Genomic DNA, 19,904 nt, shown 5'->3' on the forward strand with positions numbered 1-19,904 from the left:
TTAGCGCAACTTGATGACGATCTTGCCCCGGGCCTGTCTCGAGCCGAGGAGTTTCAGCGCCGAGCCAGCCTCTTCGAGCGCCGCGACATGAGATATGGCGGGACATATGCGGCCCGCCTCATAAAGGCCGAAGAGATCGCGGACATTTTCGAGATAGGCCTCGGGCTCTTTTTCGACGAACGCGCCGTAAAAGACGCCCACGGCCTCGGCGCCTTTAAGCAGGGCAAGATTTAACGGAAGCGACGGGATACCCGCCGGAAACCCGACGACAAGAAAGCGGCCGCGCCAAGCGAGCGAGCGGAAGGCGGCCTCGGCATAGGCGCCGCCCACACTGTCATAGACCTTATCGAAACCGCCACTTGGTGCGGCTTCCTTGAACAATCGCGCAAGTGCTTTGGTGTCAATTGTGTCAGACGGATAGACAAGCGAGCGATGCGCGCCATGGGCCAATGCGAAATCCGCTTTTTCCGGGGTCGATACCGCGGCGACCACGTCGGCGCCCATGGCGCGTCCCAGTTCGACGGCAGCGCTACCCACGCCTCCCGCAGCGCCGAGCACCAAGAGATGATCTCCCGGCTGCAAATTCGCGCGCTGCTTGAGCGCATGATAGGATGTGCCGTAGGTGCCGAAGAACGCGGCTCCGTGCTCAAAGGACATGGCCTCCGGCATCGCGACGCATTTGGCGGCGTCACATGCCACCTGATCGGCCATGCCGTTCCATCCGACCCCTGCAATGACGCGGTCGCCGACAGCGAATTTTTCCACGCCCTCGCCGACGCGGCGGATCGTTCCCGCCACTTCGCCGCCGGGTGCAAAGGGACGGGGCGGCCGGAACTGGTACCGATCTTCGATGATCAGAAGATCGGGAAAATTCACGCCGCATGCGTACACATCGACGACGACCTCCCCCGGACCGCAGTCTGGATCCGGCAACTCCGAGATTTCAAGAGAGTCCGGTCCTCCAGGCACTTTGCTCAACAAGGCTCGCATCATTTCTCCACTTCAGCCCGCGGCGCGCGCAAGGCATTGGCCGCTAAAAGAAAATGCGCGGCCGCCCAGACGGCCAGCGGCTGCAGCGCGAGGAGTCCGCCGCCAAGCCCTTGTCCTCCGAGCCGCAGCGTGAGCACGTCACTGATCGCGCCCGCGACCACGGGGCCAAGTCCGAAACCGAGCACCGTGTAGCTCGCAACAAAGCAAGCCGCGGCAGTCGCGCGGCGCTCGGCGCCCGCTGCGGACTGCATTGCCGCGATCGACGGCCCGAGCCAGAAGACCGAGAAGCAGGATTGGATGACGAGACCCGCCAGAGCGATTTCGAGCGATGGCGCGAGCAGGAAAACAATTGTCGCGGGGATTGCGAGAAGCGCCCCCGCAGCGGCGATCCATTGCAGCCACGCAAGGTCGCGGCGCGCGAGTCGGCTGGCGAACCACCCCACGACGACATTAGTGACGATGGCGGGGATTCCCGATAGCAGACCGAAATAAATACCGGCCTCGGCGGGACTGATGTCGAACTTGCGCATCAGAAATGCCGGACCGAAGGAGAGTGATGCCGCGCTCGCCATGGCGTAGAGCACGCCGGCGAGGATGATGTTCCGCATTGCGCGGTCGCTGAAAATTGTGCGGAATGCCGCCGCGGCTGGTTCGGGCTTGGTCGCGGCCGCCTGCGCTGCGCCGCGCCGACGGCGCGGGTCGCGCATGGCAAATCGTACCAGTACGGCGATGATCAGCCCTGGCGCGCCGACGATGAGGAGCGCGCCCCGCCATCCGTAATGCTGTGCGAGGATACCGCCCAGCGGAAGTGCCACCAATCCGCCCGCCAAGGCTCCGGCGGCGTAAATCCCCGTTGCAAATGGTCGGCGGTCCTCGTCGAACAGATCCGAGATAAGGCTATGGGACGCGGGCTGGCAGCCGGACTCGGACAGGCCGACGCCCATCCGCAGCACAAGCAGCTGAACATAAGAGGTCGCCAGGCCGCACGCCATGGTCAGAGCGCTCCATACGGCAAGGGATGCCGAGAGAATCGCAATGCGATCCCGTCTTTCGGCGACCCGGGCAATGAACAGGCTGCCGACACCGTAAAACAGTGTGAATGCCAGGCCGGACAGGATCCCCAGCTGCCAGTCCTGAAGGCGGAACTCCGCCTTGATGGAATCGAACAGGATCGCAATGATCATCCGGTCGATGTTGCAGACGATGAGGATGAGGGTCAGCATGGCCAAGGCGCCATATGCCGCACCATTTGATGCCTCGTGCTGCGCGCGCCCGCTTTCGAACATGCCATCTCCCTCCCCGGTTCTGCCGCCGGCACAAATCGCGCCGGCAGATGTAGACATTTATTTTCCTTTTGGATAGTCTAACGATACCAATCAAAGCAAGATGGTATATTTATGGCGAGGGGTGAGGGATCGTGAGCGATCAGGACGATGTGATAGCTGACGCGAATAGCTCGGTCGTGCTCGTGGGCGGCGGCCAGGCAAGCTGGATGACCGCAAAGGCTCTTCGCCGCGATGGATATTCGGGACGCATCACGCTTATCGGCGATGAGGATCATCCACCCTATGAGCGCCCGCCCCTGTCGAAAGCCCTGCTCCTTGGCTCGATGAAGGCCGACGAGACCTATTTCGCCACCGAGGCCGAGCTCGCCGCGCTGGACATCGTGTGGATCATCGATCGGGTGACACGCATCGATCGCAACCAGACAATGCTTCATACCCCAGGCGGCGCCCGGATTGCATATGATCGATTGCTTCTCGCCACGGGCGGTCGCCCACGCGAGTTGCCGATCGACGGCATCACTCTCGATGGCGTTGTCGTCCTGCGGACCCTGGCCGACGCCGCAACGATCGGCGCGCGTCTGGTTGCCGGCAAAAAACTGGTGGTCGTAGGCGGCGGCTGGATCGGCCTCGAAGTAGCTGCCTCGGCGCGAAAGGCCGGCCTGTCCGTCACCGTGATCGAGACCAGCAGCCGCCTGTGTGCCCGCGCATTACCGGAGGGCCCTGCCAATTTCCTGCAGCAGGCTCACACCGACCATGGCGTTGATGTACGCCTCGGTGTGCAGGCCCGCCGGATTGCCGGGGTCGACTGCGTCGAACGCGTCGAACTGGACGATGGGGAATCGATCGAGGCCGATATGGTTCTGGTTGGCGTAGGCATGGTCCCGAACGTGGAGCTTGCGGCGGAAGCCGAGCTTGCGGTGGAGATCGGGATCGTGGTCGATGCCGAGGGACGGACGAGCGATCGCCGGATATTCGCGGCGGGAGACGTCGCCGAAGAGAAGCGCGACCATGGCCTCGTGCGCACCGAGTCCTGGGCAAATGCAAATGAGCAAGCCGAAGCGGTCGCGGCGGCGATGCTGGGATTGCCGCGACCCGAGCGGTCGCCGCCATGGTTCTGGTCCGACCAATATGACATAAATTTGCAGATTCTCGGCGATGTGTCTTCGCCGGACGCGATGCTGATCGGCGATGCATCGCGCGGCGAGGCAAGCTGGTGCTATTTCCGCGAAGGCCGCCTCGTCGGTATCGTCGCCGCCAATCGGCCGCGCGACATTCAGGTGATCCGGCGAGCGCTTCAGCGACACCTCCGGATCGACGCCGCCATGATCGAGGCAGCAGCGGGCGACCTGGCGCAGATCCTCAAGGCTGCGCCGTCGGCGCTTCCTGCCGCCAACACCTGATTCATCGATTTGACCCCGAGGTAGCCTGATGTCCGTAAATGCCAGTGCGAGTTGCAGTCAGGACTCGAGCGTCCCGACGGTAAGCTCGCTGATCGCGCGCCATGCGCAAGCAAACCCCGACCGGCTTGCCCTTCGTTTCGAAGAAAGCGATCTCAGCTATGCGGCGTTGGAGCGCGAGGTCGCGCGGACGGCCGCGGCGCTGGAAGCCGATGGCGTCGCGATGGGCGACCGCATCGCCTATTATGGAAAAAACTCGGCCGCCTATTTTTTGCTGCTTTACGGCGCGGCACGGCTCGGGGCCGTGATGGTCCCGATCGGGTGGCGCCTCGCGTCTGCCGAGGTCGAATATATCGTCAACGACACCGAAGCGCGGCTTTTGTTCGTGGAAAGCGAAACGGCGGCGATCGGCAAATATGTTTCGGAACGGGCGAAGGCGCTGCGCCGCGTCATCTCGGTTGGTGGCGCAGAGGATCCCAGGGCTTTCGAGACGTTTCTTGCCGGAGCCTTGACCCCATCCGGCTCGCCGGTCGAAGACCCGGACACCGTCTTTCTGCAGCTTTACACGTCCGGTACCACGGGCAAGCCCAAAGGAGTCATGCTGACCGCGCGCAATATCTTCGCGATGCGAATGCGATGCAAGGCGGCTCGCATCGACTGGGATATATGGGGCGAGGATGAAGTCGCGCTCATCGCCATGCCCGTCGGTCACATCGGTGGTTCGGGTTATGGCCTGATGGCCTTGTTCCACGGTGCGACAGGGCTTATCGTTCGCGAGTTCACGCCGGAAATCGTGCTTGAGACGATCCGCAATGAGCGCGTCAGCAAATTTTTCATCGTCCCTACCGCGCTCCAGATCCTCGTACGGCATCCCGAGGCGCGGTCGACCGACTATAGCCGCGTCCGCCACATCTTGTACGGGGCGTCCCCGATGCCCTTGCCACTGCTGCAGGAAGCGATCGACGTCATCGGAGCCGGACTGGTTCAGCAATATGGAATGACAGAGACATCGGGAACGATCGTGGCACTCGGCGCCGAGGATCATGATGTCCGAGGCAATGAGCGGATGAAATCGGCTGGGAAGCCGCTTCCCGGCGTCGAAATTCGCATTCTCGGCGACGAGGGCGAAGTGCTCGGCGCCAATGAAGTCGGCGAAATCGCCACGCGCTCCGACGCCAATATGGCCGGATATTGGAAGCTTCCCGAAGCAACGGGGAGCACGGTGGATGCAGACGGATGGCTTCGAACCGGCGACGCGGGCTACCTCGACCCGGACGGCTATCTATATATTTGCGACCGGGTGAAGGACATGGTCCTTACCGGCGGCGAGAATGTCTATCCTGCCGAAGTCGAGGCGGTTCTTTATGCTCACCCTCAGGTCGCAGAAGCAGCCGTGATCGGGGTACCCGACGAGAAATGGGGAGAAGCGGTCAAGGCGATCATCGTTGCCAAGCCTGACGCGATCATTGCGCCTGAGGACCTCATCGCCTTCACGCGTGAGCGGCTCGCGGGCTTCAAGGCGCCGAAGTCCATTGATATCGTCGATACGCTGCCGCGCAATGCGAGCGGAAAGATACTCAAAAAGGAGCTTCGCGAGCCCTATTGGGCGGGTCGAAACCGGCAGGTCAACTGACAGACCGCGTTCCTCTCATTTGAGCCGCGCGCACGCAAAAAAGAGCCCCGGCGCAAGGAGAGCCGGGGCACCAAGGCTTTGGGAGAAGCGGATCCTTTAGTAGCGGGCGGTCACCTGGACGGCGATCGTCCGTGGGCGTTCGTAGCTTGCGCCAATGCCGCTGAAACCTGTTCCGCCATATGCGCTGTCGACGATGCGTTCGTTCGTCAGATTCCGCCCCAGCAGCGCGATTTCATAACGATCATCGTCCGTAGCGAGGCTTACGCGAGCATTGAGCCGCTGGGCCGAGCCGAAGTTGTAGATGAACTCGGTCGGCGGCGGGGTCGGGGACGACGGCTGGCGATTGTACTGGCTCGAGCGGAACTCCAGTTCCATCCCCGCCCCCAGCTTTAGTCCGCCGAGATCGCCCTTATAATCGGCACCGACGATGCCGCTCCATTTGGGGGCATAGGTGAGCGGCAAATTCGCCGTGGTGTCGTGCGTGTCGGCATAGGTTACCTGCGCCCGCAACGACAGGTCGGGGATCGGCCGGATGAGCGCATCGAGCGTACCGCCACGCGAGCGCTGATTGCGTGAGAGATAAACAAGCAGCGGACCGACGCTGGTCGAGTTCTGGAAATCGCTGACCTTCACGCGGAAGGCAGACAAGTTCACATAGCCGGCTCGGCCGAGCGAATATTTGACGCCGGCCTCGATCGTCCGTGCGGTTTCTTCCTGATATTCCGCATTGTCGCGGAAGGTCTGATAGGTTGCGCCAGGCTTCGGCTGGTTGTTGAAACCGCCACTCTTGGTGCCCTGCCCGTACGACACATATAAGGTGAGGTCAGGATTGGCTTCATATTTCAGCGACACGCCATAGTCGGGCGTGGCGTCGTGGCGCGACACCTTGGTGAGCGGGAAAGGCGGCTGGAGCACATTGGAATAAAGCCCGGGCGTGATGGTCGTATTGCCGATCACCGCCTTTTTGGTTTCATCTGTGTAGCGCAGGCCGCCGGTCAGCTCGAGAGAGTCGGTGATGTCGTACGACCCTTGCGCGAAGGCCGACAAGGTGGTTGCGCGCTGGCTATAGGCGAAGTCCACCGAGCCATTGATGGCCCACAATGTGGTGCCACCGGACACAATGACCGGAGAGGTGATCGAGGTGATGGGCAAGGCAAACCGGTCATGCCCGACATAGGCGCCGATCAGCCAGCGGAAACGTTGGTCTTCCGCCGATGCCAGGCGCAGCTCCTGCGAGTAGAGGGTGTCGGATTCGCGCAAGTTGGCGGTGAAGAGCGGCAGCGGCATCTGGTCGACGTCGACGACCGAGTCCACCTCGTACCGGATGAAGCCGCTGATCGCGGTCAGCGTGAGCCCTCCAAGATCGAGCGTCCCGGTACCGATCACCCGGTCCCCTTCCTGATAGTCGCGCGTGGAGCCAAACCGCGTTCCCGGATTCTGCTGGTTCTCGAAGTTCAGCGTGAAATCGCAGGTAATCCCGGCAAGCGCGCAGAGCGCCTGACCATTTCCGGCGCTCGGCGTAAAGCCGACGGACTCGAAGCTGACGCCGCGCTGGTGCCGTTGATCGTGCTGATAGACGAGCGAATAGCTGAAATTGTCGCTCGGCTCCCACAGCAACGAAGCGCGCAGGCTGTAGGATTTGGTGCGCGGCTCGTCCCGGCCAAGGAAGCTATTGCGCACCCAGCCTTTGTCATTCTTCCACTGCCCGGCGAAGCGGACGGAAAGGGTGTCGGAGACGGGGATATTCACCATCCCCTCGATATAGGGCGAATTGAGATTGAACTCGTAACGTCCGGTGAGCGAAGCGGCGAACTCGCCGCGCGGTAGCTGGGTATTCACCATCACCGCCCCGAGGCTCGCATTCTTGCCCAGGATCGCCTGCGTGCCCTTGACCACTTCGATGCTCGAGAGGTCGTATGTTCCGACCAGCAGCGAGCGCCCGTGGCCGTTTGCCACGCCGTTGAAAAACGGCATGACCGATTGCTCGAATGTCGTTCCGGTTGCGGACGTGCCCATGCCGTACAGAAAGAGCGAGGGGTTGCCGAGCGGACTGGTATAAATCTGCATGCTCGGCACAACGCGACCGAGATTGGTAAGCTCGGAAATCTGCGCATTCGCCAGCTGCTCCGGCTCGATCGCCTGGATGGTGGCGGGCGTGTCCTGAAGGCTGCTGCTGCGTTTTAGCGCGGTGACGACAATGGCCTCGCCGTCATCGGCGGTATCGGACGGGGCCGCGGCAACACCCTCCTCCGTTTGGGCAAAAGCAGGCGCCGAAAACGCCAACAGCGATACGCTGACAAAAAGGCCGATATAACGACTCATAGTCCCCTCCTTTGAAGATTATTTTTTTGTATAATTTCACAACTAGAACTCATTAGCAATCTAAACCTTCCCATTTGGAATATTTTAGATTCCCAACCGAGCGGCTTCAGACGTCGGAGTTTGAAGGCTGTGATAGCCGAGAGACTGGCGCGCCTCGTCCAGCCGCATGCCTCCGCGAACCAGGTCGCGAATCTTCTGCTCGGTGGCTTCGATGGCTTCAGCGGTAGCGAGAACCTCGAATGCCTTTGACGATGGAATGGCAACGACGCCATCGGCATCGCCGACGAGCCAGTCTCCCGGCTCGACGCGGATGCCGGCAATCTGAACCGCGACATTATAGCTGTCGGCCGTCACCCTATCCTTGCCGGTACGCATAGTGTTTCCGCGCGCAAAGACCGGGTATCCGAGCTCGACACAGCGGTCGGAATCGCGGCAGACACCGTCGATGACCGTGGCAGCGATGCCTTTGGTGGAAGCCACGGACGTCAGAATGTCACCCCAGACGGTCGCATCGAGCCGCCCGTCATTGTCGATCACGACGACCTGGCCCTCGGGCACTTCGTCGATATAATCGCCGACGCTGCCCCCCGTCGCCCCAACTGGGAGCATGCGGATCGTGAAGGCGCGGCCCGCGAATTTCATCGTCCGGATGACCGGCATGACGCCCAGAATCTGGCCGTCGATGGAAAGCTTGTCGAGCGCATCGGAAAGCGCCGTGGTTCCGGCGTCACGCAAGCGCGCTGCGAGGTCATTGTCGTTCATGATGTCACCTTGGAAAGCATGTCCTCATAGTCGGTGCCCATCACCGTGGTGATCGGCTTTCCGGCCTCGATGTCGCGCGCCATCAACTGCTCGCGGGCAAAAATCCGCTCAGCGAGTGCAAGGATTTCATCGATACGGCCCGACGGAAGAAAGACGACGCCACTCGCATCCGCCAGCACCCAGTCGCCCGGGGCCACCGCGACGCCGGCAAAGCTGATTGGTTGCTCGAACGAGAGTTCGGCAACGCGCCCGCGCGCGGTGATGGGGACGCCGCTGCGCGCATAGACAGGAAGGCCAAGCTCAGCCGCCTCGTCCACGTCGCGAACGGCGCCGTCCACGATGACCCCCGCGACCCCTCGCGCGATAGCGCCGCGGGAGAGCAGGCCGCCCCATCCCGAGACGTCGAGGCGGCCCCGATGGTCGACGACGATGATGTCCCCGGCCTCGGCCGCCATGATCGCTCCTGTGCCGAGATGCACCTTGGACGCGTGCTGTTTCGGGGCGCCAAGGCTCACCGTGCGCGCTCGTCCCGCTATTCTGGTCTTCACCGTCAGCGCCCGGATGCCGAAAACGGCACCGGATAGCGCCAGAGCGTCCAGCGCGTCGGACAGCGTCGGCGTGTCCAGCGCGAGCAGTCGCGCGGCGTGATCAATAGACGACATGGTCGAACTCCGGTCTCGGAAAGGTCTGCAGATGATGGTCGGGAGCAGTCATGCCTTGGGCTTCCATGTCGCGAAGCCGCAGCCGATCCCGGTGCCCGCGGGGGTTCGCCGAATGGGCTCATACTCGATCCACGACAGGGGCAGATGCGTCACCGCTCCGGCAGTCATCACCCAATTGAGGATTTCCGACGAGCCTTCCTTCAGGGCCTCGAAAGGCAGCGAACGGAGGATATGCCCCTCGGGCTCGCGCAGCCCCTCGATCACTCTGCGGTCGAGCTCTTCTTCGACGACAAAATGGCTCAATCCACCCGAAGCCATGATGGCAACCTTGAGGTCGAGAGGACTCGCCTCGATCGCTTCGCGGATTTTCAGTCCGATGTCGAAGCAGCGCGAGGGTCTGGGCACATTTGGCGGGAAATAGGTGTTGAGCAGCACCGGGACCATCGGGATCGCCTTGCCGCCGAACAGCCGTTCTGCCGGAAAGCCGAATGCATGGCCGAAGCCGGCCTTGTCCGGGTCGGCCACCCGATCTGCAATCGCGAGGTCGACCTCGCGCTCCATGAGCCCGTCAATCAGATCGAGGGCGAGCGCCGAATGCCCTGGAAAGACATGAACCTCGTCCATCCCATAGCCTTCGGCAACGCGCTGCATCCAGGGCGGCAATTCGTCATCCACGGAATGGGTCGTGATTTCATCGCCCCAATAGATCGCAACCGAAGGCATGTTGCCGGGAGCGTATAGCTCGTCCTGATCGTCTCCGATGACGACAATGACGTCGGGAGCCGCCTCGGCGATATCCTCGGCGAGCCGGTCGAGATGGGCTTGGCACCGCGTGGAAATCTCGCGAAAGACGTCGAGCTGAGCGTCCTGCTCAAAGGGCGTTCCACGAATTGCGACGAGCGTCTCATAATCGACTAGCTTGCCGTCAGCGAGGCTCAACCGGTCATTCTTCAAATCTGCTTTGGCACGATTGTGCCAATCATCGCCTTCAAGGGTGAGCATCGGACTGTGCGATGTCGCAACACCGAGGACAATCTCAGCCATCAGAGATCCAGTCGCGAAAAGAGGCGGCGGACATTTCCTTCGAAAATCGCGGTTCGGGCTTCCTCGCCGAGCGAAGGAATGGCATCGATAAATGGCTTGATATCGTCGTAGGGCCGACCCGATACGGGATCGATGCCGCCTCCCGAGCCCGGGCGCTCGGTGCCGAAGCAGCAGCGATCGTGCCCGACGGTCTTGAACAGCAGTTCGAGCGAGTCTTGATTGTGCACGACGGTGTCGAACCAGAATTTGCGTAGCACCTCATCGAACGTCGGGGCATCTTGCGGCACGCGCCCCCCCGCGCGGGCCATTTCGCGATGCGAGCGCCACCGACCGATCTGATAGGGGATCGGCCCGCCTCCATGACTGATCATCAGCTTGAGGTCCGGAAATCGGTCGAATACGCCAGCGCGGTAGATCGAGGTGATCGCGAGCCCCTCCTCTGCCATGAAGTGCTCGTCGTAGGTTTCGCGGCCGTTGCAGCATTGTCCGGAGTGGATATGCGCCGGCAAATCGAGCTCGCAGAGCCGTTCATAGAGCGGGTACCAATAGGGATCGCCGAGCGGCGGACTGCCGTTCATGCCCTCGCTCGGGTCCGGGTTGAGCAGTACGCCGACAAAGCCAAGATCCCCGACGAGCCGGTCTATCTCGTCAAACAGGGATTCCACGGGCCGGCCCGCCTGCTGCGGGAGCGACCCGACGCCGCGAAAGCGCGTCGGGTGCAGCTTCACGGTTCGCGCGATCAGGTCGTTGCTGTCGACTGTCCAGTCGATGATGTCGTGCCAACGGGCCGTCCCGTTGACCATCAGAAATGGTCGCGGCGAGAGGAGCTGGGCGTCGGTGCCAACGCCGTCCATGATTTCGACATTCTGGTCGGCACAGGCGGCAAGATCCCGGTCGCTTACGACAGCGTGGAGATGATCGCCATATTGTCCTCCCGATACGAGAAGATTGCTGCGATGGGCGTAGAAGGAGGCAGGCGCGACAAGATGGGCGTGCGCGTCGATGATCATGATTTCGGTTCTCCGTTGCGTAGACCGTAGATGTCGAGGGTGAGCTCGCCGGCGGCCAAGCGCGCGAATATGGCGCTCTCCTCGATTTCGCGGCGTTCGGCTTCGGCGATGACCGCCGGCGCTTCGGCGATGGGGATCGTGAAGAGACCATCCGCATCGCCGACGATCAGATCATTTTGCCTGACAAGCACGTCACCAAACCGGACGGGCTCGCCAAGCGCCCCATCGCCCGCGAAATTCTTGCCGGTGCCCTGGATGGCGACCGAGAGGCAGAATGTCGGAAGGCCAAGCTCGATGAGACGCGCGCTGTCCCGAACGCCGCCGCTCAGGACGAGGCCTGCGATGCCCCGGGCAAGCGCAGCGCGGGCCATGACTTCGCCCCAATATCCGAAGCCCGACCCGTTTCCCGCATCCACGACAAGGATGTCGCCTGCAGCGGCCTGTTCGAGCGCGCGATGGAGCCAGAGATTATCTCCCAAAGGCGAGCGGACCGTGAAGGCGGGACCGGCGACAGCCATTTGGGGCGAGAGGGGTTTCAGCGACCAGGGCAAGGCGCCGCGACGTTTCGCGGCCTCGTGTAACGACGCCGTTCCAACCCCTGAAGCGCGACGAAACAGGCCCTCAGCCTCCGACATGTACCCACCCCCTCGGTATAAGTTTTGCGCTATATTATCCCTATTGGACAATTTAGCAACAACAAGATCGTCGATCCGGAAAATATATGTGGCCATGAGCGAAGGCTGACACGCATGTCCGGATGGGACGGCGTGGCGAGCGATGCCCGCCACCCTTTCCCTACGCACTCCTTGAGGAATATATTTCTCTTTATTATAGTCCAGATGGAAAGTAAAACTCGGTCCAGCGGGTGGACGGCATCCGTGACGGCGCTCGCCTTGGCGCGCTGGGTTATGCGCCCTGCCAAGGGCTCTGCGCCTTTTGGTCGACATTAGTGCGCACCGGCGATCCACTGTGTGGGGCCGGATGACGAGAAAAGGAGAGGTTGGAAAGATGAGGCTCAGAAGAAGCATCGAGATCGAGGGCTTTCGCCATGGCGACCAGCCCATTCCCGCCGCGTCTCTGGTTGGCCCTTTGCTCATGACGGGCGGCGTTTTCGGCGTGGACCGCGCGCGCGGCGTGATTCCCGACGAGGCTAGCGAGCAAGCTCGCCTCATGTTCGACAATCTGGTCTCGATCATGGAAGCTGCGGGCGGATCCGCGGAATCGATCGCCAAAATTACGGTTTATGTGAAAGACGCGGCGGTACGAGAAGTCATCAATCCCGTATGGCGTCATGTTTTTCCCGACGCAAAATCACGCCCCGCACGCCACACTATCGTGAACGAGCGTTTGCCGGGCAACATGCTGGTTCAATGCGACGCCACAGCCTGGATCGAGCTTGCGTAATGCCCATCCCCCAGCGACGTTCATTTGAAACCGAGACACACACCATTTTTCGCGAGAGCGTGCGCAAATTCTTTGCTGCCGAACTGGACCTCGATCGATGGGAAGCGGAGCGAATCGTCGACAAGGCCTTCTGGCGGAAGGCCGGCGCCGCAGGGCTCCTGTGCCCGACGGTTGATGAGGCCTATGGCGGTCCGGGGCTCGATTTCAGCTTCAATGCGATCATTACCGAAGAGCTCAGCTACTGCGGGTCCTCGGCGAGCCTCCCGCTACAGTCGGATATCATCGCCGATTATCTCGTTCATATCGGCAGCGAGGCGCAGCGCCGTTCCTATCTCCCTGGGATGGTCGACGGGAGCATAATCGCGGCCATCGCGATGACCGAACCGGGCGCCGGCTCCGATCTTCAGGCGATCCGCACCACCGCGGTTCGCGACGGCGCGGACTTCCTGATCAACGGCTCCAAGACATTCATCTCGAGCGGGCAAAATTGCGATTTCGTGATTGTCGCGGCCAAGACCGATCCCTCGCTCGGGGCGAAGGGCGTGAGCCTCTTCATTGTCGACGATGGGATGGACGGCTTCAAGCGCGGACGTAAGCTGGACAAAATCGGTCAGCATTCAGCGGACACGTCGGAACTCTTTTTCGCCGACGTCCGCGTGCCGGCATCAGCCATGCTCGGCCCTGAGGGTCGAGGTTTCGCCTCGATCATGAACCTTCTTCCGCAAGAAAGATTATCGCAGGCTATCATGGGCCAAGCCGGCGCTCAGAGGGCATTTGACGAAGCCGTGCGGTTCGCGCGGGACCGGAAGGCTTTCGGTAAAACGGTCATAGACTTTCAGCATACGAGGTTCACTCTCGCCGATATCGCGGCAAAGCTGCAGGTCGGATGGGCTCATCTCGACTGGGCCATCACACGCCATGTCGCGGGGGAACTTTCGACAGTCGAAGCTTCAGCGGCCAAGCTTTGGCACACGGAGAGCCAATGGGACATCGTCGATGCGGCCCTGCAAATCCACGGCGGCGCCGGATATATGAACGAATATCCGATTGCCCGCCTCTGGCGCGACGCGCGGGTACAGCGAATATACGGAGGAACCTCCGAGATTTTGAAACTTGTAGTCGGCCGGGCGATTTGATGCCGCGCTCGGTCAAGAAGGCATCCTCATGTCCCAAGTGATTGTAAACCGCTCCGTGATGCCGGGATGGGGGCTGTCGCAAAAACTTTCGCGCGCGATCGGTTTAGGCCGAGCCAAGCAGCTGTCTCTGTCCGGCAACTTTCTTGGCGCGGAGGATGCTCTGGCATGGGGGTTAGTAAATCAGGTTTTCAAGCCTGCGGAGCTCCTATCCGCTGCGGTAGACCTAGGTAAGGACATTGCAAGCGCAGATCAGCCCACAGTGCGGCGGTATCGGCAGCTCATCGACGATGGTTATATGTTGCCATTGGGCGAAGGCCTCAATCTCGAAAGCGAATGGGCCGCGCGGGCTAACCGAAACGTAAAGGCAATGGACATCGCGCGCCAACGAACGGAAGTCACCGAGCGTGGGCGGATGCAGAGCTGAAGCGGGGGTTGATTGGCGAATATGCGCTTCAATTCAGCAGACAGCCAAATCTTGAGAGCTCCCCGGCCATGCTTCGGTTAACATCGTCGCCGCCATCAGCCTCCGTCAGGTACCAAAAGAATATCTGCTCAAGGCCGATAGGTCGCGGAACCCGCGCGATCAGGCGCATTGCTGCCACATAGTCGCGACCTCGCGAGTGGCAGCTTTCAGGCGGCGGCCCCGGAGCCGGCTACGACCTGGATCGGGCGCAAAGCCGAAATTTAGGATGACACCTTGCTCGGCTCGATCTGGATGGAGCAAGCTACGGGCTTCTTCCGGCGGTCAGCTTGCTTGCGACAGCCCTCAATAGCCTTGTCGTTCTGACCGTGGATTCGAGATGCCCATGCCAGCACATTCCAACGCTCGGGGTCTGCTGCCTGCATCAGCCGAACGCCGGCGCCCCACATATCGCTGGAGAGCAGGTCGGCGGCGCGGCGCTCGGGCCATTGCCAGCTTTCGGGCGCCGTGCGAGCGATGACGGGCGGTATCGTGCATCCGGCAACAAAGGCGAGGACCGCTGCGATCCCGGCGCCGATGGCGATCCATCTGTTCTGCTCGTCGCGGGCGCGCGCGGCGCCAAGCCTTTGCCCCAGCGCGCGAGCAACGCCTTCAAGCTGATTCTGGGCACTCTGCCATTTGGCGTGATCGTCCGCTCGCACGCGGGCGCTAGCAGTTCCGAGCTGTTCAGAGAGCCGGTCGAGCGTCAGCTGAAGGACTGGCTGGCGTGCGAGATTCTCAAGCTCCTCGCTCGTTTCCTCGAACCGCTGCGCGATCTTCGCAAGATCCTCGCTGTAATCGCGGCCGACAAGCTCGTCCTGGCGATCGGCAAAGCGGTCCACCGCTCTCGTCAGCGTAGAGATCCGGCCCGACAGCCGCCCAAAGGCGGCATCGAGCGGGACGTCATCGGGAGAGATCGGGTCATCGCCGGTCTCTTGGGATGTATTTTCGGTCATGAGCCGGGGCTTACAGCCCCAGCCCAAGCGAACGCGAGGGGCGGAGATAATCCTGGAGAGCCTGAGACACCGATCCTTTCTCAAGTGATTTCAGACCGAGGTCGTGGGTGCGGTTCCGGAGCAGCGACTCGAGCTGCGGGTCGCGGTGCAGGCTCTTCGCCATGTCGTTAAGCTCTGCCCCGACACGCTTCGCGCCGGCATGGTCATAGGCGGCCTTGTGTTCGCGTAGCGCCATCGATCGTGCTTGCCATTCGGCAACGAAGCGATCCGCCCGCGCCGGCGCCTCGATCCGCAGCCTGGTCTCGGCGCGCATTGCTTCCGCCGCGCGCTGTGTGCGGCCCGCTACCGCCTCGTTGGCGAGAGAGGGATCCTTGCGGAGCGCCGCGGCCAGATCTTTGGCTCCTCCGCTGCCGAGTGCATCGACGTCGCGGGCCGCGGCCTCGAGGCTTCGCAGCTGGTGGCTGATCGGAGACAGTCCTTTGGCATGCATGCGGTCTATATCGCGCTGGGCGCGGGCATAGCGTTCGACCGCCTTGTCGAGCGGGTACCGCGACGGGGCACCAAGGCCGCGCGCGCTGATACGTATCTTTGCCGGCTCTTTCTCAGGTAGCCACTCAGGCGCGACGTCGCCGAGCGCCGCCCGCGAGACAGTCAGTTTCAGGCCGTCGAACATGCTACGCCTCGGTTCGGCCACCTTCTGAGACTGCTCCGTCCCGATATTCTTGGCCCGGTAATCGCTCGCCATGTCCTTGCCGCGCTCGCGGCCGAGCGTGCGCACTAGTTTCGCCTGACTGGAGAAGTCATCCTTGCCGTAGTGGACGTCGACAGCCTCGCGATGCCGCGACATCGCCACGTAAGCTCCGTGCCGATCCATGCCCGGCGTCGCCAGCACGTGCGCCCGGTCCACTGTCATGCCCTGCGCCTTGTGGATCGTCGCCGCATAGCCATGATCGACATGGGCGTAGTCCTTCAGATCGAACGCCACGCGTCGCCCGTCGTCGAGGGTCACCGCCATGCGTGCAGCGCTGACGCTGTCGACGCTACCCAGCGACCCGTTCTTCACGCCGAGATCGCGCTCATTCTTGAGGAACATGATGCGATCGCCTGCCGCGAAGCTTCGCTCGCCACGCTCGACCTTCAGGGGGACTTCGTCGGAAAGTGCTCCACTTGCCTTCAGCCGCTCGCGCACCGCCTCGTTGAGCTCACGAACCTCGTCATTGGTGTGGGTGAGGATGATCCGGCTGGCATCGGGATGCGTCTGCCGATCACGATCCCACGCATCGACGAGTTCGGCTCGCGCTGCCTCGCGCGTCTCCGCCGCATGCACAAAGCCTGCATCCGCGTAGCGCCCGATCGCCTCGCCGGTTCGCCCGGTAGCAAGCTCGCGCGTCGCGTCGCGCTGCCAGTCTTCCTGCTGGCGGCGGATGTCCATGATCTCAACAGCACCGTGACGCTCGGCCGCCGCGCGGAACGCCGCGCCCGCTTCGATCGCCTGCAACTGCTCGGGATCGCCGACGAGAACGACCTTCGCGCCCTGTCGCTCCGCCTCGGACACGACGCGCTCAAGCTGGCGCGTACCGACCATGCCGGCTTCGTCGATTACGAGGATATGCTTGTCGGTTAGCCGTTCGCGGTCGTTCGCCCATTGATGTTCGAGACTCGCGAGAGTGCGCGATGCGATACCGGAACCATGCTCGAGGCCCTCGGCCGCAATGCCTGACAGCGCTGCGCCCTGCACTTGATAGCCCGCCACTTCCCAAGCTTCGCGAGCGACGCCGAGCATCGCGCTCTTCCCCGTTCCGGCATAGCCGATGACATTGCTGATCCCGCGTGCCGATGTGACATGTTCGAGCGCGCCGCGCTGCTCGGCGGAGAGGTCGAGCCCACGCGCCGAAGCGCTCGCGAGCGCCCGTTCGCGATGCCGCTCGGCAACGCCATGATTGCGCCGTGCATCGAGCGTCGCCGTCGCCTGTTCGAGGCGCTGTTCGATCTCGATCATCGAGCGCGAGGTAAACCGGTGTTGGTTGAGCCCGTCCTTTCCGAGCGCAACCAGCTCGGGCGACGCCTTCACCGCCGACATGACGGCGTCGAACTGCTCCTTGCCGTCGCTGTGCCGGTGTACGAACATCGCAAGGTCGCGGGTCGTGAACGTCGCCTGGCGGTGCGTGATGGCGTCGAGAGCGATGCTTGGATCGGCACGGATCTTATCGCCGTTCGAGCGCGCAATCTCCAGATGCTCGGCGAGCCGATCGGCCTCAAGCCCCTGCCCCGCCATGCGCGAGGCCGCCGGACCGATCTTGTGCTGCGGCTCAAGGTCGATGCCTTGCGCTTCCAAGGTGCGATGATCGACGCGCGCATCGATGTCCAATGTCGCCAGTCGTTCGTTCACATGGTCGGCCCAGGCCTCGCGCCAATGCGACAGCAGCTCGGTGCGGTTCCACTCGCGCACCTTCGCGCCGAACTCTGCCGACCCATCCTCACCGACCCTGATCTCGCGCATCGTCAGCATGACGTGCGCGTGCGGCTTGGCGAGACCATCGGCGCCGATATCCCAATGGACATTGAGATCCGCGATCATGCCGCGGTCGACGAACTCGCGCGCCACGAAGTCGCGGGCGAGCTCGATCCCTTGGCTTTCGCTCATCTCGCGCGGGATTGCGAACTCGATCTCGCGTGCCAGCTGGGCATCCTTGCGCACCTCCGCTGCCTCAAGATCATTCCAGAGCTGTTCGCGATCCAGCCAGCGTTCATCGGCCCCCTCTGGCAGCATCACTTCGCTGTGGACGACGCCCGCCTTGTTCGAGAAGTCATGGGCACGGCCGAGGCGCTCGTCGTGCAGCCGGTCGGCCGAACGATAAGCCGCTGCCGCGACCGCGCTGCTGCCGGCAGCGCGGGAAATCACTTTTGCCGAGAAATGGTAGATCGCCATGAGGGCTATCCATTTACAGCAAAACAAGCACGTCGGCACGACGTATAAGCGCGCCCTCGCCCGATTTGATCGCGCGCTGGATCACAAAGTCGCAAGAAATTTCAGCGCCTTGCCGGGCTTTGATATTCGGCATAGCTGGTTCGTCCGCCCTCTCGAATAGAAGGACAGACGATGCGTAAACTGCGTGATTATGATGCCGAACTCCAGGCGCTCACTGACAAGGCGAAAACGCTCAAGACGAAGAAGCAAGGCCAGCTCGGCGAGCTGGTGATTGCTTGCGGCGCCGACGCGCTGTCGATTGAGCAGCTCGCCGGCGCGCTGCTTGAGGCTGTCGGTGCAGACGTCAGCATGAAGGAGGCGTGGCGCAAGAGCGGCGCGGCCTTCTTTCGCGGGGACGGCGCCCACGCTCGCAAGGGCACTCGCAGCAACGCGGGCGGCGCATCGGCGAGCGATGCAGGCGCGCAATCGCGTTCAGGCGAAACGGGCGCTGCATGACACGCGGGCGTGGCAGGTGAAGCGGCGCGAGCGCACGCGCCAGCTGATCGAACTCGGCGGCCTCGTCGCCAAAGCCGATCTCGTCGAGCTCACCGGCGACGATCGCGCCGTCATTCTGGGGCTACTTGTGGAAGCCGCCGCGACGCTGCGAAGCGAAGCGCGCGAGCGGCAGCTCACGCTCTGGCGACGGCGCGGGAAGCGCGCGTTTGCCGATGACCTCAGCGCCGATGCGACGTCGAGACCTTGACCGAACCGCAAAATCCGCAGTGGCGCTTCTCTCGCGCATAGCCGCCCGCGCCGCCGAGACCGCGCGTCACAACATTGGCCTGTGAGCGAACCGACAGGTTGAGCCTGTCCGTGACGCAGTCATCGCAGATCGCGACGCCTTCGAGGCGCTGGATCAGCGCCTCGATCTGGCCGGCTATTGTCGATCGGCGTGGCAAGGATCAGCCGGCCTTCGCCATTGTGGTCTCGAGCGCGGCAATCCGCTCCGAACAAACAGCATGAACCGCGCGGCCCAATTCTTCGACACGTTCGCCGAGCCACCGCAGTTCCTCCTCGGTTATCCGGTAATGCTTGCTGTAGCGCGCCTTCACATAGGCTTCCTTGAGCTTCTCGAAGCGCGACCGATCGGCTTTCATCTCGCGCGGCCAGGCATCGACGAGGCGCATGTCGATGCGCTCGGCCTGCGTGCGGAGGAATCCGAGATTGTGGACATGGGGGCTGTAGAAAGTGGAGACCAGAAGGACGCCGTGATAAAGGCTTTCTGTGCCCTGATGCAGAAGAAAGGCCGCCTTCTTGTAGCTGCGACGAGTCAGGTAAAATTTGTAGCCTTCCAAAAATTCCGATGCGCCAGGAATCCAATCTTCAAAATACTCTTGCGCCATCGCCAGAGCCTGCTGCGGCGTCTTGGGCTTCGGAGTGTGGAGCGGCTTGTCATCGCTCTCGTAGAGCGCGATCCCGTCGCGCGCGACGTCCATGAAGAAATAGCGGCCGTGCGCGAGCCCGTCGTTCACTTCCTGCAACGTGTGGACGATGAAGTTCACTGGCGTTTTGAGGGTCTGGTCGATCAGAAGCTCACGGGCGAACCGGTCGTCGAGCTTCGACCAGACATCGACCTTGTCGATGAGCCTTTTGTCGCTGACGATGATGAGCAGGTCGAAGTCCGAGCGATAGCCCTTGGCGGTGTGCGGTTCATCGACCCAGCCGCCGCGCGCATAGCTGCCGTAAAGGATGATCTTGTCGATGCGGCCCTTCTTCTTCCAGCTCATCGTCGCCAGCGCGATGCTGTCGGCAAATTCCTCGAAGATGATCGCCTTCACGCGCTCGAGTTCGCGCTGCTTGGCGGCCGGAAGATGATCAAGGTCGGTACGCATGATGATTATCACCCTGTAATCGCGCGGGCCGGATGGCAAGCG

General features: G+C 62.3%; 18 protein-coding genes. 7 read left to right on the top strand and 11 right to left on the bottom strand.

Going from position 1 to position 19,904, the window contains the following annotated elements; genetic code table 11:
- Both ACT17R_RS17150 and ACT17R_RS17155 read right to left on the bottom strand, forming a co-directional pair.
- On the bottom strand, nucleotides 1-993 hold the full coding sequence (locus ACT17R_RS17150; protein ID WP_444809926.1) for an NADPH:quinone oxidoreductase family protein: 993 nt from the start codon (nucleotides 991-993) through the stop codon (nucleotides 1-3).
- On the bottom strand, nucleotides 990-2,276 hold the full coding sequence (locus tag ACT17R_RS17155) for an MFS transporter (RefSeq protein ID WP_444809927.1): 1,287 nt from the start codon (nucleotides 2,274-2,276) through the stop codon (nucleotides 990-992). The genes ACT17R_RS17150 and ACT17R_RS17155 overlap by 4 nt, the downstream gene beginning before the upstream one ends.
- Before the next feature lie 182 nt (nucleotides 2,277-2,458).
- Between ACT17R_RS17155 and ACT17R_RS17160 the strand changes: the two genes are divergently transcribed.
- Entirely contained in the window at nucleotides 2,459-3,676 is a 1,218-nt protein-coding gene (locus ACT17R_RS17160) for an NAD(P)/FAD-dependent oxidoreductase (RefSeq protein ID WP_444809943.1), read from the top strand.
- A gap of 28 nt (nucleotides 3,677-3,704) precedes the next feature.
- A complete protein-coding gene (locus tag ACT17R_RS17165; RefSeq protein ID WP_444809928.1) occupies nucleotides 3,705-5,306 on the top strand; it encodes a fatty acid--CoA ligase in 1,602 nt (533 codons plus the stop codon).
- Between the two features lie 96 nt (nucleotides 5,307-5,402).
- Here the strand turns inward: ACT17R_RS17165 and ACT17R_RS17170 are convergent, their stop codons facing one another.
- The 6 genes from ACT17R_RS17170 to ACT17R_RS17195 form a co-directional block, all read right to left on the bottom strand.
- Complete coding sequence (locus ACT17R_RS17170) at nucleotides 5,403-7,628, bottom strand: TonB-dependent receptor (protein WP_444809929.1); 2,226 nt, start codon at nucleotides 7,626-7,628, stop codon at nucleotides 5,403-5,405.
- Between the two features lie 84 nt (nucleotides 7,629-7,712).
- Nucleotides 7,713-8,390, bottom strand: a complete 678-nt coding sequence (locus tag ACT17R_RS17175; RefSeq protein WP_444809930.1) for an RraA family protein — start codon at nucleotides 8,388-8,390, stop codon at nucleotides 7,713-7,715.
- Nucleotides 8,387-9,052 (bottom strand): RraA family protein, encoded by a 666-nt coding sequence (locus ACT17R_RS17180; protein WP_444809931.1) that lies wholly within the window; start codon nucleotides 9,050-9,052, stop codon nucleotides 8,387-8,389. The genes ACT17R_RS17175 and ACT17R_RS17180 overlap by 4 nt, the downstream gene beginning before the upstream one ends.
- A 48-nt stretch (nucleotides 9,053-9,100) precedes the next feature.
- Nucleotides 9,101-10,096, bottom strand: a complete 996-nt coding sequence (locus ACT17R_RS17185) for a hypothetical protein (protein WP_444809932.1) — start codon at nucleotides 10,094-10,096, stop codon at nucleotides 9,101-9,103.
- The gene (locus ACT17R_RS17190; protein WP_444809933.1) at nucleotides 10,096-11,106 is read right to left on the bottom strand and encodes an amidohydrolase family protein; all 1,011 of its coding nucleotides are present in this window, start codon (nucleotides 11,104-11,106) and stop codon (nucleotides 10,096-10,098) included. Before ACT17R_RS17190 ends, ACT17R_RS17185 begins: the two co-directional genes overlap by 1 nt.
- Complete coding sequence (locus ACT17R_RS17195; RefSeq protein ID WP_444809934.1) at nucleotides 11,103-11,837, bottom strand: RraA family protein; 735 nt, start codon at nucleotides 11,835-11,837, stop codon at nucleotides 11,103-11,105. Before ACT17R_RS17195 ends, ACT17R_RS17190 begins: the two co-directional genes overlap by 4 nt.
- A gap of 277 nt (nucleotides 11,838-12,114) precedes the next feature.
- Here ACT17R_RS17195 and ACT17R_RS17200 point away from each other — a divergent pair, with 277 nt between their 5' ends.
- The 3 genes from ACT17R_RS17200 to ACT17R_RS17210 are packed head-to-tail and all read left to right on the top strand — an operon-like array spanning nucleotide 12,115 to nucleotide 14,070.
- Nucleotides 12,115-12,510 (top strand): RidA family protein, encoded by a 396-nt coding sequence (locus tag ACT17R_RS17200; protein WP_444809935.1) that lies wholly within the window; start codon nucleotides 12,115-12,117, stop codon nucleotides 12,508-12,510.
- A complete protein-coding gene (locus ACT17R_RS17205) occupies nucleotides 12,510-13,646 on the top strand; it encodes an acyl-CoA dehydrogenase family protein (protein WP_444809936.1) in 1,137 nt (378 codons plus the stop codon). The genes ACT17R_RS17200 and ACT17R_RS17205 overlap by 1 nt, the downstream gene beginning before the upstream one ends.
- A gap of 28 nt (nucleotides 13,647-13,674) precedes the next feature.
- Nucleotides 13,675-14,070 (top strand): enoyl-CoA hydratase-related protein, encoded by a 396-nt coding sequence (locus ACT17R_RS17210; RefSeq protein WP_444809937.1) that lies wholly within the window; start codon nucleotides 13,675-13,677, stop codon nucleotides 14,068-14,070.
- Nucleotides 14,071-14,330: 260 nt separating this feature from the next.
- Here ACT17R_RS17210 and ACT17R_RS17215 read toward each other — a convergent pair whose 3' ends face one another.
- Both ACT17R_RS17215 and traA read right to left on the bottom strand, forming a co-directional pair.
- A complete protein-coding gene (locus ACT17R_RS17215) occupies nucleotides 14,331-15,089 on the bottom strand; it encodes a DUF6118 family protein (protein WP_444809938.1) in 759 nt (252 codons plus the stop codon).
- On the bottom strand, nucleotides 15,073-17,991 hold the full coding sequence (traA, locus tag ACT17R_RS17220) for a Ti-type conjugative transfer relaxase TraA (RefSeq protein WP_444809939.1): 2,919 nt from the start codon (nucleotides 17,989-17,991) through the stop codon (nucleotides 15,073-15,075). The genes ACT17R_RS17215 and traA overlap by 17 nt, the downstream gene beginning before the upstream one ends.
- Nucleotides 17,992-18,162: 171 nt before the next feature.
- On the opposite strand from traA, the gene ACT17R_RS17225 reads away from it, so the two are divergent.
- Both ACT17R_RS17225 and ACT17R_RS17230 read left to right on the top strand, forming a co-directional pair.
- Nucleotides 18,163-18,486: a conjugal transfer protein TraD gene (locus ACT17R_RS17225; protein ID WP_444809940.1), complete on the top strand. Its 324-nt coding sequence runs from the start codon at nucleotides 18,163-18,165 to the stop codon at nucleotides 18,484-18,486.
- A gap of 16 nt (nucleotides 18,487-18,502) precedes the next feature.
- Nucleotides 18,503-18,733 carry a conjugal transfer protein TraD gene (locus ACT17R_RS17230; protein ID WP_444809941.1) on the top strand — a complete coding sequence of 77 codons (231 nt, stop codon included), beginning with the start codon at nucleotides 18,503-18,505 and terminating at the stop codon, nucleotides 18,731-18,733.
- Nucleotides 18,734-18,932: 199 nt separating this feature from the next.
- On the opposite strand, the gene ACT17R_RS17235 is transcribed toward ACT17R_RS17230, so the two are convergent.
- On the bottom strand, nucleotides 18,933-19,862 hold the full coding sequence (locus tag ACT17R_RS17235; protein ID WP_444809944.1) for a HEPN domain-containing protein: 930 nt from the start codon (nucleotides 19,860-19,862) through the stop codon (nucleotides 18,933-18,935).
- Nucleotides 19,863-19,904 lie beyond the last annotated feature (42 nt).

The organism is Sphingopyxis sp. Q841, assembly GCF_052384365.1.
Lineage (GTDB): Bacteria > Pseudomonadota > Alphaproteobacteria > Sphingomonadales > Sphingomonadaceae > Sphingopyxis > Sphingopyxis terrae_A.